We start from the raw sequence: 25,314 nt of genomic DNA on the forward strand, positions 1-25,314 counted from the left end.
GGCGGCATGGCGCCATGCTCATTGCCGAGGCCCTGCTCTGAGGAACATCGGGTAGAAGCTCGTTTGCGGCTTGAGCTTGAGCATATCCCCTATGGCGATGGTGTTCGCCTTGCGACGCTCACCCCCCGCGGGCGTTATGACTTCAACGTCCGGATTCTCGATAATCGCGCTATGCACGTCATCCATATGCGCCGGCGTCGTATTATAGATGCTCTCGTAAAAATCGCTCACGCCGATGACATCGCCGGAACCAGAGATAAGCTTGGGAATGTCCGTCAGAAGCTGGGTCTTCGCCGCTTCGCGGCCGCAGAGATCGAAGAGATATAATGATCCATCTTCGTGGCTCGGATCATAGCTCAGCATGTTGAGGCCCGACCGGCCAAAATGGGCCTGGGCACTGCTATTCTCGTGCAGGATGTTGTTATAGACCTGACGCGCTCGGTAGAAATTGCCGAAGTGGATCAGCCAATATCGCCATCCATCGGGATTGTTGATCGAGAATGGACTGACGAAGGGCGCGCAGGTCCGGAAGGTTTCGAACACCAGTCGCTCGGCTGCGCCGAGCCAATTGCTCTTGCTCATCGCGCCATTGAGCGTGCCCAGATGCGTGGCATCGATGTCGAATGGCCGGAGCTGGGCTGCGAGCTGGATCGGGTCCGACTTCTGCAGAAACGACACCAAGGCCTCGATCGCGAAGGTGTAGAAGATCTCGACCGAGTGATAGGAGCGCATGATGTCGAGCAGCGTTTGACGCTGAACATGGCTGTGGCCGCACTGGTCCAGGTTGAAGAGGACGTTGCGGTAACGACCCTGATCGAGCAGCGCCTTCATCTGCGGATAAACGACCTCGAACGCCTCGGTCAGATACGCGATGCGCAAATGAAGCTTCGGGACATTCTCCACGATCTCCGCTTGCAAAGGCGCGATGTTCGCCTTCAGTGCCTCGATCGCATCTCGGCTATGATCGTTCAGGATCAGCAGGCATTCGATCTCGATAAGCCCGATGCCCTGCGCCGCGCGCTGGATATTGACCGTCTCGATCGCCCGCTTCAATTCCTCGACGAAGATCAAAGGCGAGCCGGCGGTGCCGCACTGATAGCGACCGCCCCCAGCGAACCCATCGACGATCGCCAGGCGGAACCGTTCCTGCTGTGGAAGTTTGCAGCGGACAGTCAGATATTCGGCGAAATACTCCCGAAGTATCTTGTGCTTGCGTCGCGAATGATCCTCCAGCGTCGCACCATCAGCCCACTCATACGGCTTTTCCGCCATCCTGCCCCCTTACCAACGCCGTTCCCCTTGTGATTACACGGCGCCCGCAACGGCGGACGGCATTTCATCCCAGGTCTGCCCGCGATATTCTCGACCGTTGGCTTTTTTCGACCGGCGCTTATTGTCTTTGCCCCACGTTCCCCACTGCTTGAAGAAAAAAGCGGTTTCGTATTCCGCGCACTGGTCATGGATCTGATCGATCCATGCTTCGCGGATCGGCCGAGCGGCTCGGCCGCTCTCGCCACCCACGATAGCCCAATGGATGTCGGACAGATCGACATCCCCAACTGGACCGATCAGAGGTTCGAACGACAGGAAGCGAATGGCTGCCGGCACCGTTCGAAGATGATCGATCCTATCCACGACGTCGGCATCTTCGATACTGGTCCCCAGCCACACATTTGGTAGGACATCCTTGATTTGTGTCGAGACGATAGACGCCATGCGCTCAGGGCGTTTGGTGAGAATCTGGTAATTATGGTGCGGCGTCTCGCGCATGACACGCCACACTTCGAGGATGAAGGCATCGCTCACCTGTTCATGGAACAGGTCGCTCATCGAATTGACGAATATCTTCCGCGATTTCTTCCAACGACGGGGGATGCCGAGCGAAGCCGGATCTTCTCGGACGACGCCGCTCCAGATAGTGCGCTTGCCACTTTGCCGGGTCAGTCCGGCATATTTCTCCATGCGCATCGCTTCGAGCCGCTTCGCCATCTCCATCGCGTAGCAGTTTGTACAACCGGCGCTGACGATCGAGCAGCCAGCCACCGGATTCCAGGTGGAATCTGTCCATTCAATCTGCGTTTCAGCCATGCCGTTCCCTCTGTCGCACCCGGGCTCCGGCCCGTATTTGAATCGTCCGCTTCCGCCTTACTATCTCGAATAGAACAGATTGGGAACATTTCGAGCTATCGAAGTGCATATCGTTACCTCTCCTTCCAAGGACCACCGCTGGACCAGTCACCGGTAAAGGCGGCGCCTTGGCCGAGCGCCAGTACCGGCGGCATCACCAGCGTCGCGACTTGGGCCTGGATCGCCGCGAACGGTTCTGGCGCCAACGCGATTTCGGTCCGCCGCAGGAACGCGATCAATTGCGCCTGCTTCTCGTCAGCGAAGGCCGGCGTGAGCGCTGGAGGGATCTCGACGGGCAACGGGGTTTGGCGGCGATTGAAGGTCGCCTGGATCGCGCGCGACAGCACGGCGCCATCAAACGCGAACGATCCGGCGATCGCCCAGATGTCGTAGAAATCCTTGAGGCGCGTGTTCAGCATATCCAGCGCGACCATGGCCTGGAATTTCTCGGCCACGACCGTTTCGGGCGGATAGGCTCGAAGATGCGCGGTGGGCTGGCCGAGCAGGGACGGATATTCGATCTCGACAGCACCCGGCGTGATCGCGTCGCCATAGCCGATATCGACGTGCATTGGCAGGCGCGCGCCGGCGAGTTCGGCGACGAAGTCGATACGGACGCCGGCATATTCATCCTCGGCACGGGCCGCAGCCGCGCGCAGGGTTTCTGGCCGGAACACGATGCCGTCGTCATCGACCGCGATCGCGAGGATTTCCTGAAAAATCGCCGAGAGCTGCTCTGGTGCGTTCTCGCCCATGCCAAGCAGATCAAGGTCGCCCGTGGCGCGATAGGGGGCTACCGCCCACAGGCTGAACAGCATCGCACCCTTGAGCACGAATCGCTCGCGATGTGGCGAAAGGCTGAGACGAAACAGCAGGCGTTCGATGACGTAACGGGTCATCAGCAGTTGTGCGTTTTCTCGGCGCTCGCGGGCGCGGGCCGTAAGCCGGTCGCGCACCGAGACCGCGATGTTTTTTGGCGGCCGGCTCATGTCATGGCTTCGAGATAGGGCCGGATCACCGAGTGGACCCGATCGAGCTGGGCATAACGGTAGATCGCATTGAGGTCTGGCCGGGGTCGGGACTTCATGAAATCGCGCAGGGCCTCGACCGCCACGTCGATACCGATCTTGTTGCGGTGCTTGAAGCAGTCGGCGACGGTCTTGGCCGGTACGGTGATGGGCACGGGAACGCCGTCGATGATGTGCGTCTCGACGCCCGCTGTTAGCGCTTCGCCGCTCGCGCGAACGATTTTCAGCGCCACGGACGGATTGACCGGTGCCCAGTCCTTTTGGCCGAGCATCATCCACACTGCATGAGGCGTCTGCGTAGTCAGCTCGTGGAACTGCAGCGCCGAGAGCAGGCAGATGATGCCGCGTGGCTGGATGCGCACGGCCTCGGCCAGACTCGTCGCGCTGTCGAGGTCAGCATCGGCCAGCTTGTAGAGTCCGCGGCCGACCTGTTGGAGGACGCCTTCATCACGCAGCCTTTGCAGGGTCGCCCGCGTGACGCCGGCCGCGTCGAAATCGCGTCCACGCGCTATGCCGCGGTGCCGAACGACCTCCAGGGCCCGTTGTCGATGAGTCGTCGGTTCCATGCGGCTTGATATAATTCCTCGGTATTTATATGCAATGACCAAGGTTTTGTATCGCGTAGGTCGGTGCGCGACGTCCATCGGGGCCGATGCCTATGCCGAGGCGGGTGGCGGCATCATCAACGACCCGTTCAGCGAGGACCGTGGCGGGTACTTCGAAGTCGCTAGCTTGCGCCGTTAATTAAGCAACAGAGGGGTAAATTTAAATAAGGCCTAGTGTAATGTAACAGAGCTTAATTAGCGAGGGGCCGGGCCGTGAACAGGCAGCGCGCCTTGCGGAAGGGTACCCGAGCGCCGCGAGAAGTCATTGCGTGCGCGGCGTGGCTCTCGAAAAATCAGCTCCTCGTCGCACTCCCGACAGACGAACGGTGCCATTGCGCAGTCCAAGCTTCGATCGGCGGGTGTCTGCCCAGTCGACATGTCTTTGGCAACGAAATCGAGTGAGGAATGCGGCACCTCCCTACGGGACCGCCGCTCTATCTCCGCTGCGCTCCGACCGAGCCCCGAGGGGTCTCGTCCGTGCCGGTGACGATCGGCATGGTGGGGGCGCTGACGCGCCGAGTGGCCAATCCGCACCTGAGGATTGTAGTTGTTCCGGGCTGCGGAGATCGGGCCAGGGCTGCGCCGGCCCGATCGCATTGTAGCTCTCCCCGTCGATGGGGTGGGCGACGCTTCCCTTTAGGCCCGCCGCGCCGGGCCGCAACGCGCGCGGGGCGCGCTTACCTCCTCTGCGTTCCGGTCCTTACGGATGCTGCTCGGCTCCGCCGGCGGGCCTGCCGGTCCGCTCCTTCGCCGCCCACCCCATTCCGGGGTGAGTGCGGTTTGAAGGAGAAGTGTTATGAACGCTGTTACCGAAACCGTAGCCATGGAGCCTGTGTCGGGCGTCGAAATCTTCGTGCCGCTCGCCAAGCTCAAGAAGTCCCCGCGCAATGCCCGCAAGGTGCCGCACGGGGAAGCCGCTATCGAGGCGCTGGCTGCATCCATCCAGCACAAGGGGCTAATCCAGAACCTTGTCGTCGAGCCGGAAACCAAGGAGGACGGGACGCCGACCAGCTATTACTTCGTCACCGCTGGCGAAGGCCGCAGGCTGGCGATGCTGCTGCGCGCCAAGCGCAAGCAGATCAAGAAGTCGGAAGCCGTGCGCTGCTGGCTGGATACCGCTAACGATCCGTCCGAGATCAGTCTGGACGAGAACGTCACCCGGACGCCCATGCACCCGGCTGACCAGTTCGAGCGCTTTCAGGAGCTTTCGGAAACCAAGGGCTGGGGCGCGGAAGAGATCGGCGCGCGGTTCGGCGTGTCGGCAGGCGTGGTGAAGCAGCGGTTGCGTCTGGGCGCTGTCTCTCCCAAGCTGTTGCAAGTCTATCGTGAGGACGGGCTGACCTTGGATCAGCTTATGGCCTTCGCCATCACCGAGGACCACGCCCGGCAGGAGCAGGTGTTCGAGAACCTGCATCACAACCGGGAGCCGTGGATCATCCGGCGCGACATGACCGCAAGCAACGTGCCCGCCGATGATCGCCGCGCGGTGTTCGTCGGGGCGGACGCCTATGTCGAGGCGGGCGGCAACATCATCCGCGACCTGTTCAGCGAGGACCGGGGCGGGTTCTTCGAGGATGCGGGCTTGCTCGATATGCTCGCCGCCGAGAAGCTGCGGGAGGTTGCCGAGCAGGTTCAGGCCGAGGGCTGGAAATGGACCGAGGCGCATATCGACTACCCCCACGCCCACGGGATGCGGCGTTTCTATCCGCAGTCGGTTCCTCTGTCTGATGAGGACGAGACGCGGCTGGAGGCGCTGTCCGCAGAATATGACGAGCTTGCCGAAGGCTATTCGTCCTATGACGAGATGCCCGAGGACGTGGCAGCGAAGCTGGAGGCCGTGTCCGACGAGATCGACGCGATTTCGGCCAAGCGGTCCGCCTACGACGCCAACGTGATCGCGCATGGCGGCGCGTTCGTCGTGCTGCACCATGACGGCAGCGTTCGGGTCGAGCGCGGTTTCGTGCGGCTCGAGGACGAGGCGCTGGCCGATCCGCAGCCCGAGCCAGAAGAAAGCGATGTGACCGAGCCGCAGATCGGCGACGACGAGCAGCCGGAGGACGGCGACGAGGATGTGCAGGATGCCGACGAGGACGACGAACCGGGCAAGCCGATTTCCGACAGCCTCACCCGCGACCTGTCCGCCCACCGGACGCTGGCGCTTCGCGTGGCGCTTGGCGAGCGGCCCGACATGGCGCTTATCGCGCTCACCCACACGCTGACCGCGCAACTGTTCTACAGCTACGCCGAGGCGGGATCGCGATCCGGCGCGCGGCGCGCTGGTCGCGGTCGCGCCGTCCAAACCGCTCGCCCGGTGGATGACCGCTCGCGGTTATCTCGGGCGGCATGTGCCGCTGTTGAAGCATGTCGCGGCCAAGCCGGGGCAGCGCGTCTGCCGGGTCGGCGTCGTCTTGAGCATCGACGGCAAGTCCGTCGCAGTCGCGTTGACGCGCGACCGGATAGGCCGCCCGCTACCCGTTTGGCAGGGCTGCCGCACGCTCGCGGCCGGCGAGTTGCTGCTGCTCAACCCCGATCATCCCGACAGCCTGGACGGCCGCTATTTCGGTCCGCTGCCGGCCGCGAGTGTGCTCGGCCGCGCGATCCCGATCCTCACCCGTGACACGCCCGATGCGCCGCTGCGGTGGCGCGGAACGGCGCGCGATCGAACCGCAGAAAGGACGTTGCCATGATCGACATCGGCACATTCGAAGCCATCGACGACGGTTTCAAGGGGCGTATCCGCACGCTCTGCCTCGACGCCGAGATCGTCGTTCACGCGCTCCGGTCCCACGATCGCACTATATCCGGCTATGACGTTCGGCTCGGCCCCGACGCCTTCGGGACGCGCATCGGATGCGGCGTCCCTCGCGTGAACGGGACGCTTGGCGCGTGCATCGAGCTGGTGCTCGACGATCCCAGTTTCACCACGCCGATCCGCGCGACGCTCTATCCCTCGCTGCTCGGCGGCGGCCGCCATGACCTGTTCTGGTCCGAGCCTTCGGCCCGCTGGAAAATCGAATGAGCGCCCGTCCGCACGCAGGGTGCCGGCTCCGCGATCCTGATCGCCGCCACGCCTGATCCCCCACGCACCGGGCGCTCACGCACCCTCCCAACTGCCAACCCACAGGAGACTACCATGCAGATCGGCAGCTTCATCCGCACCGCCAATGGCTACGAAGGCATCATCGAGACGGCGACGCTCGACATCCGCATTTCCATCGTGCCCGCCGAGGCCAGCGACGCCGACAAGGCGCCGGACTGGCGCGTCCATCGCGGCGACGGCGGCGAAGGCCCGGAGATCGGCGCGGGCTGGAACGAGACCGGCGAGCGCGCCGGCGGCTACGTCTCGCTGCGCATCGACGATCCCGCCTTCGCGCAGCCGATCCGCGCGGCGCTGTTCCAGAACACCGGCGACAAATCGGCCTGGTCGCTGCGCTGGAACCGCCAGCCGAAGTCGCGCGAGCAGGACTGAGATCGTGCGATTGTCCATCATCCCTTTGTTCGCGGGAAAGCCGTCTCATCCATTCGTCCCGCTCGGTCAAAGGCCGGCCGACGCGCGCAGCGAAGGTCAAGGGCGGCCGAAGGCCGGCGCGCCGCGCGCACCCTTGAGCGCAGCGAGCACGCTGGCAGGCTGGCGGTGGAGCGGAGTCGGATCGGCGGTGGCGCTTGCCCTTGTCCTGCTGTCGGGCGGCGCGGCGTCTGTCCCGGCGATGGCGCAGGATGGGCCGGCCGCGCGATCGGCTCCCGTCCGTCCTTACGCCGGTCATGTCGCCGAGGCTGCGCGTCGGTTCGGCATCCCCCAAGCGTGGATTTGGGCGGTGATGCGCGTCGAGAGCAACGGAGACGCGCGCGCCGTCTCGTCAGCCGGTGCGATGGGTCTGATGCAGATCATGCCCGCGACCTGGGCCAGTCTTCGCGCTCGGCATGGCCTCGGCGCCGATCCGTTCGACGTGCGCGCCAACATCATGGCGGGCGCGGCCTATCTGCGCGCGATGCACGACCGCTACGGCAACGCGACCGCGATGCTGGCGGCCTATAACGCGGGACCGGGCCGCTATGACGACTTCGTGTCGCGCGGCCGCCCGCTGCCCGCCGAGACGCGCGCCTATCTCGCCCGTCTCGCGTCGATCACCGGCGGCGGTGACGACATTCAGCTTGCCTCCGCGCCGCCGCCCGATCCGTTCGTCTGGCGCCGCGCCGCGCTGTTCGTGCGCACTGGGACTGTCGCTCCCGAAGCGGCCGGCGTGCAGGGCGACGGAGGCGAAACCGCATCCGAAGCGCCGTCCGAACGTCCCGCACCGGGCGAGAGCAGGCCGGCCGATCCGTCTTCGAATGAGCCCGCCGACACGCTGTTCGTGTCCCGCGCTCGCGCGGGCCGACCGCAATGATCGCCTCGCATTGCAGATGGCCGGTTGCAGTCAGGGAAGAGACTGAAAGGGCAGGAAAACGCCGAAAAGTGCGAGGGCAAGATATAAGTCGCACCCCGTTTCGTCGAAAAGCCGAGACTTTTGCGTGGCTTCACATGGGGGCGTCGGTCGGCGCGCGTGCCGCACGGAAGAAAAAGGCGAGCAAAAACAGCGCCTCGAACGGCACTACCGGCCGTGTTCGGCCGAAAGCGGCGCAGCCATGAGCGAGGAAAACGAGTTCCGCGGCCGGCCGGGCAAGGCCAAGCGCGGCAAGGCGCAGGGCCGCAATGCGCGCGGGCTGGTAGCCGAGGTGCTGCGCGTTGCGGCGATCCACAGCAGCGGGCGGCGCACCGCAGGCGGCCCGCGCCGTGGCGGCCAGTCCAGTTTCGGCCGGGGCCGCACATCCTTCGCGCGCAGCCGGCTATTCGGATCGCAGCGCCGGGTGATGGTCAAGATGCTGCCCATCACCACCCGTAGCCGTGGCGGGCGGCGCATGGCGCCGCTGTCGGCGCACATCGCCTACCTCAAGCGCGACGGCGTGACCCGCGACAAATCACCGACGCGCATGTTCGACGCCGATGGGGACCGCGCCGACGATCGCGGCTTCGCCGAACGCTGCAAGGATGATCGCCACCATTTCCGCATCATCGTCTCGCCCGAGGACGCGACCGATTTGTCGGACCTGCGCGACTATACCCGCGAACTCGTGCGCCAGATGGAAGCCGATCTCGGCACGCGGCTGGAATGGATCGCGGTCGATCACTGGAACACCGACAACCCGCACGTCCATCTGCTGGTGCGCGGCGTCAACGACCAGGGCGGGGATCTCGTCATCGCTCGCGACTATATCGGGCACGGCCTGCGTTCGCGCGCCGAAGAACTGGCCTACGCCGAGCTGGGGCCGAAGCCCGAGCATGAAGTGCAGCGCGCGCTCGACCGCGAAGTGACGGCCGAGCGCTGGACGCGGCTCGATGGCGAGATCGGCCGCGCCGCCGACGAGATGGGGGTGATCGACCTGCGCGCCGAGCGACCCGGCCCGGACGATCCGCAGCTCCGCCGACTGATGGTCGGACGTCTTCAGTATTTGGAGACAATGGGCCTCGCCGCCGAGGGTGAACCGGGCCATTGGGCGGTCGCGGAAGACGCGCAAGCTAGGCTGCGCGAGCTGGGCGCGCGGGGCGACATCATCCGTACGATCGGCGCGGCGCTCCGCGAGCGTGGGCATGACCGGCCGCTCGACAGCTATGCCGTCTTGAACGGCGCGCCCGAGAAGCCGATCATGGGCCGACTGATCGACAAGGGCTTGCACGACGAGCTGACCGGCGCCGCCTATGCCGTGATCGACGGCACGGACGGGCGGACCCACCATGTCCGGCTGCCCGGCATCGAGGCGCTGGAGCATAGCCCCAAGCTCGGCGGCATCGTCGAACTGCGCGGCGTTGGACGGGCCGGCGAGGCCAAGCCGACGCTGGTGCTCGTCACGCGCTCCGACCTCGACCTTGCCGCACAGGTGAAGGCGCCGGGCGCGACTTGGCTCGACCATCGTCTGATCGAGCGTGGCGCTGGCGTCGCGGACGGCGGGTTCGGCGTCGAGGTGCGCCGCGCGATGGACGCGCGCACCGATCATCTCGTCAAGGAAGGGCTGGCGCGCCGCTATGGCGAGCGCACGGTATTCGAGCGCGGCCTGCTCGACACACTGCGCAGGCGCGAACTGGATTCCATCGGCGCGAAGATCGCCGGCGAGACCGGGCTTCCCTACCGCCCGACAGCATCCGGCGAAAAGATCGCGGGCGTCGTGCGCCAGCGGCTCGCCCTCGCGTCCGGCCGCTTCACCATGATCGACGACGGCCTTGGCTTCCGGCTCGTGCCCTGGGCCAGCACCCTCGAACAGCAACTCGGCCGTCAGGTCTCCGGCGTCGTGCGCGCCGGCGGCGGCATCGACTGGGAGATCGGCCGCAAACGCGGCCTCGGACTCTGACGGAAAGGAGAAACGCAATGTCCGCGACCAAGATATTATGGGGCCAGGTCATCACGGTGTTCCTGATCGTGATGGCCGGCGTGTGGGGCGCGACGCAATGGACGGCCGCTGCGCTCGCCTATCAGCCCGAGCTTGGCCCGCCGTGGTTCATCGTCTTTGGCTGGCGCGTCTATCCGCCGCCGGCCTTCTTCTGGTGGTGGTTCAGCTTCGACGCTTATGCACCGCGCATCTTCCTGACTGGAGCCTATATCGCGGCCTCCGGCGGGTTCGTGTCGATCGCGGTCGCCATCGGCATGTCGGTCTGGCGCGCGCGCGAATTGAAGAACGCCGAGACCTATGGCTCGGCTCGCTGGGCGAGCGAGCGGGAGGTGCGCGCGGCCGGGCTGCTGGGACCGAACGGCGTGGTGCTCGGCAAGCACGCGCGCGACTATCTGCGCCATAATGGACCTGAGCATGTGCTGTGCTTCGCCCCGACCCGCAGCGGCAAGGGTGTCGGCCTTGTCGTACCGTCGCTGCTGACCTGGCCGGCCTCGGCGATCGTCCACGACATCAAGGGGGAGAATTGGCAGCTCACCGCCGGCTTCCGAGCGCGGCATGGCCGCGTGCTGCTGTTCGATCCGACCAATGCAGCGTCGGCCGCCTACAATCCGCTGCTGGAGGTTCGGCGCGGCCGGTGGGAAGTGCGCGACGTGCAGAACGTCGCCGACGTTTTGGTCGATCCCGAAGGCTCGCTGGAGCGTCGGAACCACTGGGAGAAAACCTCGCACTCGCTGCTCGTCGGCGCGATCCTGCACGTCCTCTATGCCGAACCGGACAAGACCTTGGCCGGGGTGGCCTCGTTCCTCTCCGATCCGTCGCGCACGATCGAACAGACCCTGGCCGCGATGATGGAGACCCCGCACCTGGGCGAGGCCGGCGTGCATCCCGTCGTCGCCTCGGCCGCACGCGAGCTGCTGAACAAATCCGACAACGAACGATCCGGCGTTCTTTCCACCGCCATGTCGTTCCTCGGCCTCTATCGCGATCCCGTGGTCGCGCAGGTCACGCGGGCGTGCCAGTGGCGCATATCGGATCTCGTCGAGGGCGATCGGCCGGCGACGCTCTATCTGGTCGTGCCGCCCAGCGACATCTCGCGCACCAAGCCGCTGATCCGTCTCATCCTCAACCAGATCGGGCGCCGGCTGACCGAGGAACTGACCCCGAAGGGCAATCGCCACCGCGTGCTCCTGATGCTCGACGAGTTCCCCGCGCTCGGCCGGCTCGACTTCTTCGAATCCGCGCTGGCGTTCATGGCGGGCTATGGGCTCAAGGCGTTCCTGATCGCGCAGTCGTTGAACCAGATCGAGAAGGCGTACGGTCCGAACAACGCGATCCTCGACAACTGCCATGTCCGGGTCAGCTTCGCCACCAACGACGAGCGCACCGCCAAGCGCGTGTCCGATGCGCTCGGCACCGCGACCGAGATGCGGGCGATGAAGAACTATGCCGGCCATCGCCTGTCGCCGTGGCTGGGACATTTGATGGTGTCGCGCTCCGAGACGGCGCGTCAGCTTCTCACCCCCGGCGAGGTGATGCAGCTCCCGCCCGACGACGAGATTGTGATGGTGGCGGGCGTCCATCCGATCCGCGCGAAGAAGGCGCGCTACTTCCAGGACCGGAGGCTTGCGGAGCGGATTGGGCAGCCGCCTTCATCCGCCGCCGCTACGATCCGTCCCGACGACTGGACCGGGCGTCAGGCGGCGGCCGATCCCAATGATGTCGCGCGGATCGTCCGTGAGGCCGAGGACGCCGCCAATGGCGGCCTGCGCCGCGAGCCCGAGTTGCCCGAGCACGTCGCCATCGCGCCCGAGACGTCGGCGCCGCCGGCGCAGGAGTTTTCGATCGTCGACGACGAGCAAGATGACGCGGCCCGGCAAGCGGCGGTGCGGCGCCGGATGCAGGGGATCGCGCGGCAGGCGTCGCTCGACCCCGGCGACGGCATCGAGCTGTAAGGCGGCGACCATGCGCGTCCGGCTCAATGTCTATTTCCCGCCCGCGCTCGCCAAGCAAATCGACGAGTTGGCGATCCGGCGGCGCATCTCGCGATCGGCGATCGTGGAGGTGGCGGTCACGTCCTACCTGTCGCCGGACGGCGCCGACCGGATGGAGGCGGCGTTCGCGCGCCGCCTCGACCGGCTGTCGCGTCAGGTGCAGCGGCTCGAACGCAACACAGGTCTTTCGACCGAGGCGCTGGCACTGTTCGTCCGCTTCTGGCTCTCGGTGACGCCGCCGCTGCTGGACGAGGACCAGGCGGCCGCGCAGGTGAAGGGGCGCAAGCGCTACGAAGGCTTCATCGAGACGCTCGGCCGGCGCTATGCCAGCGGCAAGAGCCTGCTCGATGAGATCGGGCAGGACATCGACATCCCCGACGAGCAAAAATGATCGGCGCCTCAAATGCGCGTGGCGCAGATCGCAGCATAGCCTTCTGCTGTGGCGATCTCGGCCACGAGAAAATCGATCCACTTCTCCGAATAGGTATAGTCGCCATGTGCGGCGTGATAGATGCAGTGGTCCTTGTTGGTATTGTGCGGCTGCTGATCGCCCTTGCGCGGACGCGCTGCGTATTTTCTCCAGGCTTGGGTGTGGTTGTGACTCGTGAACCGCTTGCCTGATCGTTCCGCGACGAGAGCGATCACGCGCGCGGGCTTGTGCGGATATAGGTCGTCGGCGGTCTTATACTTCACCAGGATATTGCGGATTTCCTCCGCTTCGTTTGATCCGGGGTGGATGAATTGCATATGCGCCTTGCTTTTCGCGGCGCTGTCCAGCGTGTAAACCACCCGGAATTGGTATTCGAGATCGGCCAGATCCTCGTCGGACAGACCTTCGTGCAAGCGGGCATCGAGCGCTTCGATGCGTTCGGGGATTTCGTATTTCTGCAATTCCGAGATTTGGTCCATGTTGAGGCGGGCGAATTGAAGGGCGACCGCGAGTTCGTTCTGGAGCGACAAGCCTTCGCCGAACAACTCGCGGATGACCTTATCGTAATTCAGGCAGCACGCCTGAAACATCGGAAGCCATTTGGCGTCGCTTTTGCCGAGCAGATTATGCTCGACGTCATCGCGGATGAGCTTGATCGCGTCCAGATTCCGTTTCATCCCCGCCGAGAGCGGGCAATCCTGGCGCCGGAGCATCTGGCTTAGAAGGAGCGTCCGCCCGTCGTCCCCGACGATCTTCACCTTTTTGCGGATATAGTGTTCGTGCAGAAGATAGGTCCACGCGACGTTGACGAGGATCGCGAAAATCTCCGTCTTGAAGCTCAGCGTCGGACTGTTGAAAATCTGCACCGCGACGGCCATCGCCTCGCGTGATCGGATCAATCGCTCATCGTCGAACAGGTTGAGACCCGTTCTCGGGTCGAACGCCTTCTTCTTGGTAATGTAAAAGGCCACGGCCTCGTCGGAGGCGGCCGCAATCCGAGCGTTCTGTTTGACCTCGGTTACGCGGGCGCTGTTGATCGTCGCCGCCCGACCGACATTGACCAAAGCCTGAATGTCTTGGTTGCGCCAACCTTTGGCGAGGAGCGCTTTTACCACTACGGTTTCCGCCTTGGTGAGTCGTCCTTCCGGCTTTCTTGCCATCATATCCCCCCGCTGATCACCGTTCAGACGTTGTTTCGAGTTTTCGGAATCCGCCCCCGATCAGTATCTACCGCCCCCTATACTACGCCGCGACGCAACTATTGCATCGTGTGATTTCCTGTCTCTCTTGATGTGCTCCTGACGCCGGGCGGCGGTTCGCCCGGTCCTTTGCAGGGGCCACGCCTTGACCGTCCAGCCGATCCAATCCGAGGCCAAATCACGCGGCGCGCGGATGCTGCGCACCGCGCTCGGATCGTCGATTGCGGCGTGGCTGGACGATGCCGCCGTCATCGAGGTGATGCTGAACCCGGACGGCCGGCTCTGGGTCGATCGCCTGGGCGAGGGCATCAGCGACACCGGCGAGCTGCTGAGCGCCGCCGACGGCGAGCGCATCGTGCGCCTGGTCGCACACCATGTCGGGGTCGAGGTTCATGCGCGCGCCCCGCGCGTCTCGGCCGAGCTGCCCGAGGGCGGCGAGCGGTTCGAGGGGCTGCTGCCCCCCGTCGTTGCCGCGCCGGCCTTCGCGATCCGCAAGCCCGCCGTCGCGGTGTTCACGCTCGACGACTATGCGGCGGCCGGCATCATGGCCGTCGCCGAGGCAGCGGCGCTACGGCACGGCGTCGAGACCCGCGCCAACATCCTCGTCGCGGGCGGCACCGGTAGCGGCAAGACCACACTGGTCAACGCGCTGCTGGCTGAGGTCGCCAAGACCGCCGATCGCATCGTCCTGATCGAAGACACGCGCGAGCTGCAATGCGCCGCGCCGAATCTTGTTGCCATGCGAACCAAGGATGGCGTCGCCTCTCTGTCCGATCTGGTCCGCTCCTCGCTGCGCCTGCGTCCCGATCGCATCCCGATCGGCGAGGTGCGCGGCGCCGAGGCGCTCGACCTGCTCAAAGCCTGGGGCACCGGCCACCCCGGCGGCATCGGCACCATCCACGCCGGGTCCGCGCTCGGCGCGCTGCGGCGAATGGAGCAGCTTATCCAGGAGGCCGTCGTCACGGTCCCTCGCGCGCTGTTGGCCGAGACCATCGACCTGATCGCCGTGCTGGTCCGCGATGGGCACGGCCGTCGCCTCGCCGAGTTGGCCCGCGTCGAGGGTCTCGACCCTACGAGCGGCGATTACCGCCTCATCACACTTTCCACCACCCAACCGGGAGACTTCAAATGATCCATGCCCTCCGGCATGGCGCACGCCGCGCCATGCTCACCGCCTCCGCCAGCGTCGGCGCGCTGATGTTCGCCGCCCCAGCCTACGCGGGCGGATCGTCGATGCCGTGGGAAGCGCCACTGCAATCCATCCTCGAAAGCATCGAGGGGCCGGTGGCGAAGATCGTCGCGGTCATCATCATCATCGTGACGGGCCTTACGCTCGCATTCGGCGATACCTCGGGCGGTTTCCGCCGACTCATCCAGATCGTGTTCGGCCTGTCGATCGCCTTCGCTGCGTCGAGCTTCTTCCTGTCGTTCTTCTCGTTCGGCGGCGGAGCGCTGGTCTGATGTTGGACGGGGCCGAACCGATCGCTGGCTTCCATGCCCCCGTCCACCGGGCGCTGACCGAGCCGATTCTGCTCGGCGGCGCTCCGCGGGCGCTCGCCATCGTCAACGGCACGCTGGCGGGCGCGATCGGTCTCGGCCTGCGCCTCTGGATCGCCGGCCTGGTCATCTGGGCGATCGGCCATGCGCTCTCGGTCTGGGCAGCGCGCCGCGACCCGCAGTTCGTGGACGTCGCCCGTCGCCACCTCCGCTACCCGACATGGATGCAGCCATGATGAGCTTGCGTGAATATCGCACGAAGGCGGCGCACCTCGCCGATTTCCTGCCCTGGGCCGCACTGGTCGGCGAAGGCGTCGTTCTCAACAAGGACGGCTCGTTTCAGCGCACCGCACGGTTTCGGGGACCGGACCTTGACTCCGCGACGCCAGCCGAGCTGGTCGCGGTGACGGCGCGGCTCAACAATTCGCTGCGTCGGCTCGGCTCGGGCTGGGCGATCTTCGTCGAAGCGCAACGCACCCCTGCGCTCGACTATCCTGACGGTCAATTTCCCGATCCCGTCTCGGCACTGGTCGATATGGAGCGTCGCGAACAGTTTCGCGAAGAAGGGGCGCACTTCGAGAGCGCCTATTATCTGACGCTGTTGTGGATGCCGCCGGCCGAGGAAGCCGCGCGCGCCGAAGGCTGGCTCTACGAGGGCCGGTCCACCAACGGCGTCGATCCGTGGGGATTGCTCAAGGGCTTCACCGATCGCAGCGACCGCGTGCTGAACCTGGTCGAAGGCTTCGTACCGGAGGTTCGCTGGCTCGATGATGCCGAGACGCTGACCTACCTGCACAGCACCATCTCCATCCGCCGCCAGCGCGTGCGCGTGCCCGAAACCCCGATGCACCTGGACGCCCTGTTGGCGGACGAGGCGCTGACGGGCGGACTGGAGCCGAAGCTGGGCGAGCATCATCTGCGCACGCTCACCATCGTCGGATTTCCCAGCCTCACCTTTCCCGGCCTGCTCGACGAGTTGAACCGGCTCGCCTTCGAGTATCGCTGGTCCACCCGCGCGATCATGCTCGACAAGACCGACGCGACCAAACTGCTGACCCGCATCCGCCGCCAGTGGTTCGCCAAGCGCAAATCGGTCGCCGCGATCCTGAAGGAGGTGATGACCAACGAGGCGTCGACGCTGCTCGACAGCGACGCCTCGAACAAGGCCGCCGACGCCGACACCGCCCTGCAAGAGCTGGGCGCCGACTATACCGGCATGGCCTATGTCACCGCCTCGGTGACGGTATGGGACCGCAATCCCGCCATCGCCGCCGAAAAGCTGCGGCTGGTCGAGAAGGTCATCCAAGGCCGCGACTTCACCGTGGTCCCCGAAGGCATGAACGCGATCGAGGCATGGCTGGGAAGCCTGCCCGGCCATACCTACGCCAATGTCCGCCAGCCCCCGATCTCCACCATCAATCTCGCCCACCTGATCCCCCTGTCAGCGGTATGGGCGGGGCCGGAACGGGACGAGCATTTCGGTGCAGCCCCCTTGCTCTACGCAAGAACCGAAGGCTCGACCCCGTTCCGGTTTTCCCTTCATGTAGGCGACGTCGGCCACACGCTGATCGTCGGTCCGACCGGCGCCGGCAAGTCGGTGTTGCTCGCGCTCATGGCGATGCAGTTCCGCCGCTACGAGAACGCCCAGGTCTTCGCCTTCGACTTCGGCGGCTCGATCCGCGCCGCCGCGATCGGCATGGGCGGCGACTGGCAGGATCTCGGCGGGATGCTTGGCGACGAGGCCGGCGACGGCGTGCAGCTCCAGCCGCTCGCGCGGATCGACGATCCGGCCGAGCGCGCCTGGGCGTCGGAATGGCTGGCGGCGATCCTCGCCTCAGAAGGCGTCGCGGTCGATCCCCAGGCCAAGGAGCATCTGTGGTCGGCGTTGGGGTCGCTCGCCAGCGCGCCCACGCCCGAGCGGACGCTGACCGGCCTTGCCGTGCTGTTGCAGAGTCAGCAACTCAAGCAGGCGCTCGCGCCCTATTGCATCGGCGGAACATGGGGCCGGCTGCTTGATGCCGAGGCCGAGCGCATCGGTGAAGCCCGTTGCCAAGCCTTCGAGACCGAGGGCCTGGTCGGCGCCGGATCGGCCGCCGCCGTGCTGTCCTACCTGTTCCACCGCATCGGGGACCGGCTCGACGGCTCGCCCACGCTCATCATCATCGACGAGGGCTGGCTGGTGCTCGACAGCCCGGATTTCGCGGCGCAGCTCCGCGAGTGGTTGAAAACGCTCAGGAAGAAGAACGCCAGCGTCGTATTCGCCACGCAGAGCCTCGCCGACATCGAAACGTCGAGCATCGCGCCAGCCATCATCGAGAGCTGTCCGACGCGCATCTTCCTTCCCAACGAGCGCGCGGCCGAACCGCAGATCGCGGCCATCTACGAACGCTTCGGGCTCAATGCGCGGCAGATCGAGATACTGAGCCGCGCCACCCCGAAGCGGGACTATTACTGCCAGTCGCGGCGGGGCAACCGGCTGTTCGAGCTGGGGCTGGGCGAGGTCGCGCTGGCCTTCGCTGCCGCCTCGGCCAAGGTCGACCAGCTCCGCATCGCCGAGATCGTCGAGACCCACGGGGCATCCGCGTTCGCCGTCGAATGGCTGCGCCATCGCGGCTGCGCCTGGGCGATCGAACTTCTTCCCCCCAGCCAGCAGGAGTTACCGCTATGAAGACCCGAATTCTGTGCCGCGCCATCGTGGCCGGCGTCATCGCCACGTCGAGCGTCCTCGGCATTACCGCCGCAACCCCGGCTTACGCGCAGTTCGGCGGGATCGTCTATGACCCGACCAACTATGCGCAGAACGTGCTGACGGCCGCCCGGTCGCTCCAGCAGATCAACAATCAGATCCAGCAAATCCAGAACCAGGCGGCGAGCCTCATCAACGAGGCGCGCAACCTCGCCTCGCTGCCGTTCAGCTCGCTCCAGCAATTGCAGCAGCAGGTTCAGCGGACCCAGCAGCTTCTCGGCGAGGCGCAGCGGATCGCCTACGACGTGCAGAACGTCCAGCAGGCGTTCAACGGCCGCTACAAGGGCACGGCGCTCACCGGCACCAACGCGCAGATGGTCGCCAACGCAAATGCCCGTTGGGAGGATAGCGTCGGTGCCTTCGAGGATGCGCTGAAGGTGCAGGCCGGGGTCGTCGGCAACATCGACGGCGCGCGCACGACGATGGACGGCCTCGTTTCATCCAGTCAGTCGGCGACGGGCGCGCTTCAGGCCGCGCAGGCGGGCAACCAGCTCCTCGCACTGCAATCGCAGCAGCTCGCCGATCTCACCGCTGTCGTCGCGGCGCAAGGCCGGGCGCAGGCGCTCGAATCCGCCCGGCAGGCCGCCGAGGAGGCCGAAGGCCGTGAGCGGTTCCGCCGCTTCTTCGGTCGCGACTGACAGGAGCCCTCGCATGTGGCGCACTGGAAGGATCGCGAGCGTGGCGGCGCTGGCCGGGCTGATGATGACGGTGGCGATCGTCGCCATCACCCGGCCCGACGCGCCTGCGCCATCGCCACGTTCCTCCGTGTCGGCCCGCAACAGCGAAGGCAAGCTCGCTCGCGAACTAGACCGCTGCGCGACGCTCACCATGCCGGACTCCGGCTGCGAAGCGGCTTGGGCTGAGAACCGTCGCCGCTTCTTTGCGAAGGACGCCGCCGCGCCCGAACCGGAGATCGCGAGGCGCGCGGACACTACCCAGGAGACCGCCCCGTGAGCGACACCGGCATCGTCGACACCTTCCTCGACACCTTCACCACCTACATCGACAGGGGCTTCGGCCTGCTCGGCGGCGAGATCGGTTTCCTGTCGACCACGCTGATCGCGATCGACGTGACCATCGCCGGTCTGTTCTGGGCCTGGGGCGCGGACGAAGATGTGATCCAGCGCCTCGTCAAGAAGACACTCTATATCGGCGCGTTCGCCTTCATCATCGGCAATTTCCACACACTGGCGACGATCCTGTTCGAGAGCTTCGCGGGACTGGGTCTCAAGGCGAGCGGAGATTCCTTGAGCCTTGCGGAGTTCATGAAGCCCGGCACGATCGCCGCCAAGGGGCTCGATGCGGCCCAGCCGCTGATCGACGCAGCCGAGGCGTTCAGCAGCCTTTGGGCGGTGTTCGCGAACCTCGCGATCATCGTCGTGCTGTTGCTCGCCTATCTGATCGTCGTCCTCGCCTTTTTCGTCATCGCGATCCAGGTCTTCATCACCTTGATCGAGTTCAAGCTGGTGACGCTTGCCGGCTTCGTCCTCCTACCGTTCGCCTTCTGGAACCGCACCGCGTTCATGGCCGAGAAGGTGCTGGGTCATATCGTGTCGTCCGGCATCAAGGTGCTGGTGCTCGCGGTTATCACCGGCATCGGCACCACGCTGTTCAGCACGTTCACCTCGACGATCGGCCCCGATCCCGATGCGCGGGAGGTGCTGGCGATCGCGCTCGGCGCGCTGTCTCTGCTCGGCCTCTCAATCTTTGGGCCGTCGATCGCCAATGGCATCGTCTCTGGCGGTCCCGCGCTCGGCGCTGGCGCCGCTGCCGGAACCGTGCTCGCCGCTGGCGGCGCACTGGCCGGCGGGGCCGCGGCCGCTCGCCTCGGTGCAGGCGCGGTCGCCGGTGCGATCGGCGGCGCGGCGCGCGGCGCAGCCTTCACCTCGGGTGCCGCCAATAGCGCCTATGCGCTCGGCTCGGCCGGCACGACCGGTGCAGCCGCCGCGGCCGGCGGTGCGGCAGGCGTCGGCAGGGCCGCGCTTGGCGCCGCCCTTTCGCCGCTGAGGAAGGCCGCCGCCTCGCTCAAAGACAGTTATCGCTCTGGCAGCCGCGCCGCCGTCACCGCGTCCGGCGGCACGATCTCGGGCGGTAGCTCCACGCCGACGCCGGATGCATCCGCGGGCGCGCCCGCATGGGCCGCCGCGATGAAGCGGCGCCAGACCATGACCCACGGCGCGACCGTCGCCGCCCACACGCTGCGCTCGGGCGATGGCGGGGGCAGCGGCGCGTCGGTCGATCTCAACCAGAAGGATTGATCCATGTTCAGACGCCCGACCATCCGCTACGGACAGACGCCCGAGCCGACCACGCCTTACCAGCGCGCCGCCCAAGTCTGGGACGATCGTATCGGCTCGGCGCGCGTGCAGGCGAAGAACTGGCGCCTCGCCTTCTTCGGCGCGCTCGCCCTGTCCGGCGGGCTCTCGGCCGGTCTCGTCTGGCAATCGGCGCGCGGCCATATCGTGCCGTGGGTGGTTGAAGTCGATCGGCTCGGCGAGGCCCAGGCCGTCGCGCCGGCCGAGGCCGGCTACCGTCCGACCGATCCGCAGATCGCGTTCCATCTCGCCCGCTTCATCGAGCAGGTCCGCGTGATCCCGGCCGATCCGGTGATCGTCCGCCAGAACTGGCTCAGAGCCTACGACTTCACCACGGACAAGGGTGCGCTCGCCCTCAACGACTATGCGCGCGCCAACGACCCGTTCACGCAGGTCGGCAAGGTACAGGTCGCGGTGGACGTCTCCAGCGTCATCCGCGCTTCGCCCGACAGCTTCCGCGTCGCCTGGACCGAGCGCCGCTATCAGGACGGTAGCCTTGCCGCCACCGAACGCTGGTCGGCGATCCTCACTATCGTCGTGCAACCGCCGCGCACGCCCGACGCGCTGCGCAAGAATCCGCTCGGTGTCTTCGTCAATGCCCTCAACTGGTCGAAGGAGCTGTCGCAATGACCGCAAGTCCGCTTCGCCGCGCCGCTTCGGCTGCGCTGCTCGTTTCCGCCTCCGCGCTGGCCGGCTGCGCCGCCACGTCGGCGAAGCCGCCCGCCATCGTTTACGACGATCCGCCGCGCGAGATCGCCGCGACGCCCGCAGCGCCGCCGCCTCGCGCTGTCGAGGTGGTGACGGTCCCCGAACCGCTGCCACTGCCCGGCCAGTTGAAGCCGGTCACGCAAAGCGCCGCGCCGTCGTCCGAGCCCGCCGATCCCCGCCGCCGCGTCGGCGCGGCTAATGCCGCCGCCCGCGTGCAGCCCGCTCGCGACGGCTTCCTTAATGCGATCCAGCAATATCCGTGGACGGACGGCGCGCTCTATCAGGTCTATACCGCGCCCGGCCAGGTAACGGACATCGCGCTTCAGGAAGGCGAGCAACTCGTAGGGCCGGGGCCGGTCGCGGCCGGTGACACCGTGCGCTGGATCATCGGCGATACGGTGAGCGGCGCGGGCGCGACGGCGCGCGTGCATATCCTCGCGAAGCCCACGCGGCCCGACATTTCCACCAACCTCATCATCAATACCGACCGGCGCACCTATCACCTCGAACTGCGCGCTACGCCCGCGACCTACATGGCTTCGGTCTCGTGGACCTATCCGCAAGACGCGCTGATCGCCTTGCAGAACCGCAACGCGGCGGCTGCGGCCGCCGCTCCGATTGCAACGGGCGTGGACCTCGCAGCGCTCAACTTCCGCTACCGCATCGACGGCGATCGGGCGCCGTGGAGACCGCTGCGCGCCTTCGACGATGGCCGGCAGGTCTATATTGAGTTTCCGGCCGGGATCTCGCGGGGCGAGATGCCGCCACTGTTCGTAACGGGCGCTGCCGGCGACGCCGAACTGGTCAATTACCGCGTGCAGGGCCGCTACATGCTGGTCGATCGCCTGTTCGCCGCCGCCGAATTGCGGCTTGGCGACAAACGCAGCGCGCAGCGCGTGCGCATCGTCCGTGATGGCGCGGACACGCGCGGGGAGCGGCGGCCATGAGCGACCCTGCCGACACGCCTGCAACCGAAGCGCCTGCACCGCAGCCGTCACAGCCCAACCCCCAAGCCTTCCAGCTCAGGAGCGATCCGCCGCGCGTCAAGCGCCTGTCGCGCAAGGCGCTCGCCGTCGTCGGCGTCGCCGCCGGGCTCGGCATCGGCGGTTCGCTGATCTATGCGCTCAAGCCCACCGGCCCACGCGAGGCGAAGGAACTTTACAACACCGACAGCCGCGCGGCCTCCGAGACGATCACCTCCGGGCCGAAGGACTATGGGCAGACGCCCAAGCTCGGGCCGCCGCTGCCCGGCGATCTCGGCCGCCCGATCGTCTCAGCCCAGCAAAGGGGACAGGATGTGCCAGTCCCCCCGGTCGGGGCGCAGCCCGATCCACGCGCGCAGGCCGCCGAGGCCGCGCGCCAGCGCGTCGCCCAGGAGCGGGACGCCGCCCGCACAAGCACGGTGTTCCTCGGCGGCGGCAATGCTGCTGCCGGCGCTATGCCGAGCCTTGCGGCGGCCGACCAGCCCGCCTCATCGCAACCCTTCACGACGCAGCCGAGTCAAGCCGCCCAAGGCGACCAGGCCGCCAAGCGCGCCTTCATAGCGCAGGCGTCGAGCCAGCACACGGTCAGCGCCGAGCGGCTGACCGCGCCAGCATCACCCTACATCGTTCAGGCAGGCAGCATCATCCCCGCAGCGCTCATCACCGGCATCCGTTCGGACCTGCCCGGCCAGATCACCGCGCAAGTGACGCAGAACGTCTATGACAGCATCACCGGCCGTATCCTGCTTATCCGGCAGGGCGCGCGGCTGCTCGGCGAATATGACAGCGAGGTAGCCGCAGGCCAGACCCGCGTCCTTCTCGCCTGGGACCGCCTCATCATGCCGGACGGCCGCTCGATCGTTCTCGAGCGCCAGCCCGGCGCGGATGGCGCGGGTTATGCCGGCTTGCAGGATCGCGTGAACGAGCATTGGGGCAACCTGCTCAAAGCCGCCGCTGTCTCGACGCTGCTCGGCGTCGGCGCGGAACTCGGCGCCGACAGCGAGGACGACCTGACCCGTGCGCTACGGCGCGGCTCGCAGGACACCATCAACCAGACCGGCCAGCAGATCGTGCGGCGGCAGCTCAATGTGCAGCCGACGCTCACCATCCGGCCGGGTCATCCGCTCAGGATTGTCCTGACCCGCGATCTCATCCTCGAACCTGTCGGAGCGCCGCGATGACCAAATTGAAGCTGGGGCCGCTGGCCGACGACAAGCCGGTCAAGCTGAGCGTGGAACTGCCAGCACCGCTGTTGGAGGATCTCAAATCCTATGCGGCCGCGCTGGCGACGGAAACCGGCGCCGCGCCGGTTCCGCCCGAGAAGCTCATCGCGCCGATGCTCAGCCGGTTCATGGCCACTGATCGAGCCTTCCGCCGGCATCGCGCGCAGGCCAACTGACGAGAGGCATGCCGGTCAGTTGCCGAAGAACCGCTTGTGCCGCGCCCTGCCGTCCGCCTCGGTGATCGCCATGTCGGCATTGAAGCATTCGTCGCCGTGCGCAGAACCGTTTGCGCATCGCTTCATCACGTCCCGCGCTTCGTCGAGATGGGCCGCGAAATAAGGCTTGCCGCGCGCCTCGCTCTCTCCCATCGGCGCTAATGCGGCGGGGGTCGGGCTTGCCACGGCGACCGCTAGCTCGACGGGTGCGATCACCGGGCGCAAGACGAAACCGCCTGCGAAGCCAATGCCCAAAGTAACCAGCGCGATGTTGACTGCCTTGCCTTGTGACATAGCGCCAAACTCCAATAATAATCTGCTCAATCTATTGAAATCTTGGAAGAACATCAAAAGCCAGCGCGTATCGATCTTTGATGAATCCGAGAAAACGGTGAAGCGCGGGATTGCCGTTGCCGTCACGCCAGCACGCGGAGTAGCCGGTCAGTGCCGGTCCCTGCTCGCCGTGTATCGGCCTATAAACGACGTCGGGATAGCGCGCTCCGGTAGAGCCCTCGCAAACGATGCTGACGCCCGCGCTTCCGCCGAGAATGCTTAACACGGTCTCCCTGCTCGCCTGCGGCATTCGGATGTCCGGTTTCGCACCAGACATGGCCAGTCGGCCCAGCAGCATGTCCCGTATCTCCGGGCCAGGATCAGTGATCGGCAACAGGAACTGTTCGTCGCGAAGATCTGTCCAGTGAAGCACATCGCGTTCCGCAAGCGGATGCGAGGCGGGCAGCGCAACTAGCATCCTCTCGCTCCATATTGCCTCGAAGCGGAACCCGTTATGGCCGGCAACGCCCATGAGGATCGCAATGTCGATCTCCCCAGTATCGAGGCCCGCAAGTAGGGCGCTGCGGTCCGCTTCGACGCAATCAAAGCCGACGTCGGGGTACGTGTCCCGCCAGCTCATTATCGTTGCCCGTAGATTGCCGGCAGAGACCGAACCGTTGTGCCCCAGCACGATGCCACCCGCGCGGCCTTGACCGGCCGCCCGCATCATCGCCACAAGCTTGTCTGCCGTCGCTACCATTGGTTTCGCCCCGCGAATGAAGGCGTTTCCGGCCAGCGTCATCGTGACGCCGGCACGCGAGCGCTCGAAGATCGACATTCCGATCGAATGCTCGAGCTTCAGGACAGCCCGACTCAGCGTCGATTGCTCGACATCGAGCGCACGGGCCGCTCGATAGAAGCTGCCATGATCCGCGGCAGCGATCGCGTACCGTAGCTGGCGGATGTCAAACGACATCATCCCGCTCACGATCACGCGCCCGCTGCTTATCATGTTGCGGGAGCGGTGCGTCGCGCGCGGCCTTGAACAGCACGATGCCCGCTTCGAGCCGGTCCAGAATGAAATGGTCTTTGCTGGCTTTGGCAGATTTGATGTCCGCCTTGGAAAACACCGACAGCGAGACCGCGCAGCGGTTTCCCAATTCACGAGCGATGATCGTTTTCGCGGAACACCAACAGGTGTCGTCTGCATAGAGGGTATGATTGACGACAACCCAGAATTCGTAGTCCGAAAAATAGAGCGAAGCCTTGTCCTCGTACCAATTGCGTCGGGCATAGGGCCCAATGAGCACGATCTTCTGAATCGTGCCTGAGACCGGAGCCGCCACGCCCTCAAACGAGGCGGTCGCACGCAAGATGCGCGTGATCCGTTCGATTTCCTGTTGCTTCCTTCGGATGAGATGCCCGACGCGCGCCATGATCACCTCGCGCGCATAGACATCCTCGATAAGCTGGTTCTGTCGCGGCACGTGAGCACCTCAATTTGCCGTTTCACGAGTTCAGGAAATTGATCGGCAAAGGACGGTAGCGGCAATC

General features: G+C 65.9%; 26 protein-coding genes and 1 pseudogene. 19 read left to right on the top strand and 8 right to left on the bottom strand.

The features are described from left to right. Positions 1–18: 18 nt before the first annotated feature. From FHW94_RS09785 to FHW94_RS09800, 4 genes are all read right to left on the bottom strand, one after another. Entirely contained in the window at positions 19–1,272 is a 1,254-nt protein-coding gene (locus FHW94_RS09785; RefSeq protein WP_168555657.1) for a three-Cys-motif partner protein TcmP, read from the bottom strand. Between the two features lie 33 nt (positions 1,273–1,305). After that, entirely contained in the window at positions 1,306–2,088 is a 783-nt protein-coding gene (locus tag FHW94_RS09790; protein ID WP_168555658.1) for a phage Gp37/Gp68 family protein, read from the bottom strand. Positions 2,089–2,201: 113 nt separating this feature from the next. Continuing rightward, complete coding sequence (locus FHW94_RS09795; RefSeq protein ID WP_168555659.1) at positions 2,202–3,116, bottom strand: nucleotidyl transferase AbiEii/AbiGii toxin family protein; 915 nt, start codon at positions 3,114–3,116, stop codon at positions 2,202–2,204. Beyond that, positions 3,113–3,721 (bottom strand): type IV toxin-antitoxin system AbiEi family antitoxin domain-containing protein, encoded by a 609-nt coding sequence (locus tag FHW94_RS09800; RefSeq protein WP_168555660.1) that lies wholly within the window; start codon positions 3,719–3,721, stop codon positions 3,113–3,115. Before FHW94_RS09800 ends, FHW94_RS09795 begins: the two co-directional genes overlap by 4 nt. 835 nt (positions 3,722–4,556) lie before the next feature. On the opposite strand from FHW94_RS09800, the pseudogene FHW94_RS09805 reads away from it, so the two are divergent. The 8 genes and pseudogenes from FHW94_RS09805 to FHW94_RS09840 all read left to right on the top strand — a co-directional run. Continuing rightward, a pseudogene (locus FHW94_RS09805) lies at positions 4,557–6,014 on the top strand (ParB/RepB/Spo0J family partition protein); the annotation flags it as partial. 22 nt (positions 6,015–6,036) lie between these two features. Beyond that, the gene (locus FHW94_RS09810; protein ID WP_168556071.1) at positions 6,037–6,447 is read left to right on the top strand and encodes a S26 family signal peptidase; all 411 of its coding nucleotides are present in this window, start codon (positions 6,037–6,039) and stop codon (positions 6,445–6,447) included. After that, entirely contained in the window at positions 6,444–6,779 is a 336-nt protein-coding gene (locus FHW94_RS09815) for a DUF736 family protein (protein ID WP_168555661.1), read from the top strand. Before FHW94_RS09810 ends, FHW94_RS09815 begins: the two co-directional genes overlap by 4 nt. Positions 6,780–6,893: 114 nt before the next feature. Beyond that, complete coding sequence (locus FHW94_RS09820; protein WP_168555662.1) at positions 6,894–7,229, top strand: DUF736 domain-containing protein; 336 nt, start codon at positions 6,894–6,896, stop codon at positions 7,227–7,229. A 4-nt stretch (positions 7,230–7,233) separates the two neighbouring features. Next, entirely contained in the window at positions 7,234–8,145 is a 912-nt protein-coding gene (locus tag FHW94_RS09825; protein WP_168555663.1) for a lytic transglycosylase domain-containing protein, read from the top strand. 238 nt (positions 8,146–8,383) lie between these two features. Beyond that, complete coding sequence (locus tag FHW94_RS09830) at positions 8,384–10,141, top strand: DUF3363 domain-containing protein (protein WP_168555664.1); 1,758 nt, start codon at positions 8,384–8,386, stop codon at positions 10,139–10,141. Between the two features lie 17 nt (positions 10,142–10,158). Continuing rightward, positions 10,159–12,132: a conjugal transfer protein TraG gene (locus FHW94_RS09835; protein WP_168555665.1), complete on the top strand. Its 1,974-nt coding sequence runs from the start codon at positions 10,159–10,161 to the stop codon at positions 12,130–12,132. Positions 12,133–12,142: 10 nt separating this feature from the next. After that, on the top strand, positions 12,143–12,562 hold the full coding sequence (locus tag FHW94_RS09840) for a CopG family transcriptional regulator (RefSeq protein ID WP_168555666.1): 420 nt from the start codon (positions 12,143–12,145) through the stop codon (positions 12,560–12,562). Positions 12,563–12,570: 8 nt separating this feature from the next. On the opposite strand, the gene FHW94_RS09845 is transcribed toward FHW94_RS09840, so the two are convergent. After that, positions 12,571–13,761 (bottom strand): DUF3644 domain-containing protein, encoded by a 1,191-nt coding sequence (locus FHW94_RS09845; protein WP_246866054.1) that lies wholly within the window; start codon positions 13,759–13,761, stop codon positions 12,571–12,573. Positions 13,762–13,945: 184 nt separating this feature from the next. Between FHW94_RS09845 and trbB the strand changes: the two genes are divergently transcribed. The 11 genes from trbB to FHW94_RS09900 are packed head-to-tail and all read left to right on the top strand — an operon-like array spanning position 13,946 to position 23,448. Next, positions 13,946–14,932 (top strand): P-type conjugative transfer ATPase TrbB, encoded by a 987-nt coding sequence (gene trbB, locus FHW94_RS09850; protein ID WP_168555667.1) that lies wholly within the window; start codon positions 13,946–13,948, stop codon positions 14,930–14,932. A gap of 32 nt (positions 14,933–14,964) precedes the next feature. Beyond that, positions 14,965–15,261, top strand: a complete 297-nt coding sequence (locus FHW94_RS09855) for a TrbC/VirB2 family protein (protein WP_246866089.1) — start codon at positions 14,965–14,967, stop codon at positions 15,259–15,261. Next, a complete protein-coding gene (locus tag FHW94_RS09860; protein WP_168555669.1) occupies positions 15,261–15,533 on the top strand; it encodes a VirB3 family type IV secretion system protein in 273 nt (90 codons plus the stop codon). The genes FHW94_RS09855 and FHW94_RS09860 overlap by 1 nt, the downstream gene beginning before the upstream one ends. Beyond that, entirely contained in the window at positions 15,530–17,965 is a 2,436-nt protein-coding gene (gene trbE, locus FHW94_RS09865; protein ID WP_168555670.1) for a conjugal transfer protein TrbE, read from the top strand. Before FHW94_RS09860 ends, trbE begins: the two co-directional genes overlap by 4 nt. Further along, on the top strand, positions 17,962–18,681 hold the full coding sequence (gene trbJ, locus FHW94_RS09870; protein WP_168555671.1) for a P-type conjugative transfer protein TrbJ: 720 nt from the start codon (positions 17,962–17,964) through the stop codon (positions 18,679–18,681). The genes trbE and trbJ overlap by 4 nt, the downstream gene beginning before the upstream one ends. 40 nt (positions 18,682–18,721) lie before the next feature. Then, positions 18,722–18,997 (top strand): putative entry exclusion protein TrbK-alt, encoded by a 276-nt coding sequence (gene trbK-alt / locus FHW94_RS09875; RefSeq protein WP_349237486.1) that lies wholly within the window; start codon positions 18,722–18,724, stop codon positions 18,995–18,997. Continuing rightward, positions 18,994–20,301, top strand: coding sequence for a P-type conjugative transfer protein TrbL (trbL, locus tag FHW94_RS09880; RefSeq protein ID WP_168555673.1), 1,308 nt, complete (start codon positions 18,994–18,996; stop codon positions 20,299–20,301). Before trbK-alt ends, trbL begins: the two co-directional genes overlap by 4 nt. 3 nt (positions 20,302–20,304) lie before the next feature. Then, positions 20,305–20,988, top strand: coding sequence for a conjugal transfer protein TrbF (gene trbF / locus FHW94_RS09885; RefSeq protein ID WP_168555674.1), 684 nt, complete (start codon positions 20,305–20,307; stop codon positions 20,986–20,988). After that, positions 20,985–22,013: a P-type conjugative transfer protein TrbG gene (gene trbG / locus FHW94_RS09890; protein ID WP_168555675.1), complete on the top strand. Its 1,029-nt coding sequence runs from the start codon at positions 20,985–20,987 to the stop codon at positions 22,011–22,013. The genes trbF and trbG overlap by 4 nt, the downstream gene beginning before the upstream one ends. After that, positions 22,010–23,230 (top strand): TrbI/VirB10 family protein, encoded by a 1,221-nt coding sequence (locus tag FHW94_RS09895; RefSeq protein WP_168555676.1) that lies wholly within the window; start codon positions 22,010–22,012, stop codon positions 23,228–23,230. Before trbG ends, FHW94_RS09895 begins: the two co-directional genes overlap by 4 nt. Continuing rightward, positions 23,227–23,448, top strand: coding sequence for a DUF2274 domain-containing protein (locus tag FHW94_RS09900; RefSeq protein ID WP_168555677.1), 222 nt, complete (start codon positions 23,227–23,229; stop codon positions 23,446–23,448). Before FHW94_RS09895 ends, FHW94_RS09900 begins: the two co-directional genes overlap by 4 nt. Before the next feature lie 15 nt (positions 23,449–23,463). On the opposite strand, the gene FHW94_RS09905 is transcribed toward FHW94_RS09900, so the two are convergent. The 3 genes from FHW94_RS09905 to FHW94_RS09915 are packed head-to-tail and all read right to left on the bottom strand — an operon-like array spanning position 23,464 to position 25,247. After that, positions 23,464–23,781 (bottom strand): hypothetical protein, encoded by a 318-nt coding sequence (locus FHW94_RS09905; protein WP_168555678.1) that lies wholly within the window; start codon positions 23,779–23,781, stop codon positions 23,464–23,466. Between the two features lie 31 nt (positions 23,782–23,812). After that, a complete protein-coding gene (locus FHW94_RS09910) occupies positions 23,813–24,754 on the bottom strand; it encodes a LysR family transcriptional regulator (RefSeq protein ID WP_168555679.1) in 942 nt (313 codons plus the stop codon). Continuing rightward, complete coding sequence (locus FHW94_RS09915) at positions 24,726–25,247, bottom strand: hypothetical protein (RefSeq protein WP_168555680.1); 522 nt, start codon at positions 25,245–25,247, stop codon at positions 24,726–24,728. The genes FHW94_RS09910 and FHW94_RS09915 overlap by 29 nt, the downstream gene beginning before the upstream one ends. Positions 25,248–25,314: the final 67 nt, after the last annotated feature.

The sequence above is a fragment of the Novosphingobium sp. SG720 genome (assembly GCF_012275365.1).
GTDB lineage: Bacteria > Pseudomonadota > Alphaproteobacteria > Sphingomonadales > Sphingomonadaceae > Novosphingobium > Novosphingobium rhizosphaerae.

Coding starts and splice junctions, on each gene's coding strand:
- FHW94_RS09785 (WP_168555657.1), bottom strand. CDS start 1,272: ATGGCGGAAAAGCCGTATGAGTGGGCTGATGGTGCGACGCTGGAGGAT.
- FHW94_RS09790 (WP_168555658.1), bottom strand. CDS start 2,088: ATGGCTGAAACGCAGATTGAATGGACAGATTCCACCTGGAATCCGGTG.
- FHW94_RS09795 (WP_168555659.1), bottom strand. CDS start 3,116: ATGAGCCGGCCGCCAAAAAACATCGCGGTCTCGGTGCGCGACCGGCTT.
- FHW94_RS09800 (WP_168555660.1), bottom strand. CDS start 3,721: ATGGAACCGACGACTCATCGACAACGGGCCCTGGAGGTCGTTCGGCAC.
- FHW94_RS09815 (WP_168555661.1), top strand. CDS start 6,444: ATGATCGACATCGGCACATTCGAAGCCATCGACGACGGTTTCAAGGGG.
- FHW94_RS09820 (WP_168555662.1), top strand. CDS start 6,894: ATGCAGATCGGCAGCTTCATCCGCACCGCCAATGGCTACGAAGGCATC.
- FHW94_RS09830 (WP_168555664.1), top strand. CDS start 8,384: ATGAGCGAGGAAAACGAGTTCCGCGGCCGGCCGGGCAAGGCCAAGCGC.
- FHW94_RS09835 (WP_168555665.1), top strand. CDS start 10,159: ATGTCCGCGACCAAGATATTATGGGGCCAGGTCATCACGGTGTTCCTG.
- FHW94_RS09840 (WP_168555666.1), top strand. CDS start 12,143: ATGCGCGTCCGGCTCAATGTCTATTTCCCGCCCGCGCTCGCCAAGCAA.
- FHW94_RS09845 (WP_246866054.1), bottom strand. CDS start 13,761: ATGGCAAGAAAGCCGGAAGGACGACTCACCAAGGCGGAAACCGTAGTG.
- FHW94_RS09855 (WP_246866089.1), top strand. CDS start 14,965: ATGCTCACCGCCTCCGCCAGCGTCGGCGCGCTGATGTTCGCCGCCCCA.
- FHW94_RS09860 (WP_168555669.1), top strand. CDS start 15,261: ATGTTGGACGGGGCCGAACCGATCGCTGGCTTCCATGCCCCCGTCCAC.
- trbE (WP_168555670.1), top strand. CDS start 15,530: ATGATGAGCTTGCGTGAATATCGCACGAAGGCGGCGCACCTCGCCGAT.
- trbJ (WP_168555671.1), top strand. CDS start 17,962: ATGAAGACCCGAATTCTGTGCCGCGCCATCGTGGCCGGCGTCATCGCC.
- trbF (WP_168555674.1), top strand. CDS start 20,305: ATGTTCAGACGCCCGACCATCCGCTACGGACAGACGCCCGAGCCGACC.
- trbG (WP_168555675.1), top strand. CDS start 20,985: ATGACCGCAAGTCCGCTTCGCCGCGCCGCTTCGGCTGCGCTGCTCGTT.
- FHW94_RS09895 (WP_168555676.1), top strand. CDS start 22,010: ATGAGCGACCCTGCCGACACGCCTGCAACCGAAGCGCCTGCACCGCAG.
- FHW94_RS09900 (WP_168555677.1), top strand. CDS start 23,227: ATGACCAAATTGAAGCTGGGGCCGCTGGCCGACGACAAGCCGGTCAAG.
- FHW94_RS09905 (WP_168555678.1), bottom strand. CDS start 23,781: ATGTCACAAGGCAAGGCAGTCAACATCGCGCTGGTTACTTTGGGCATT.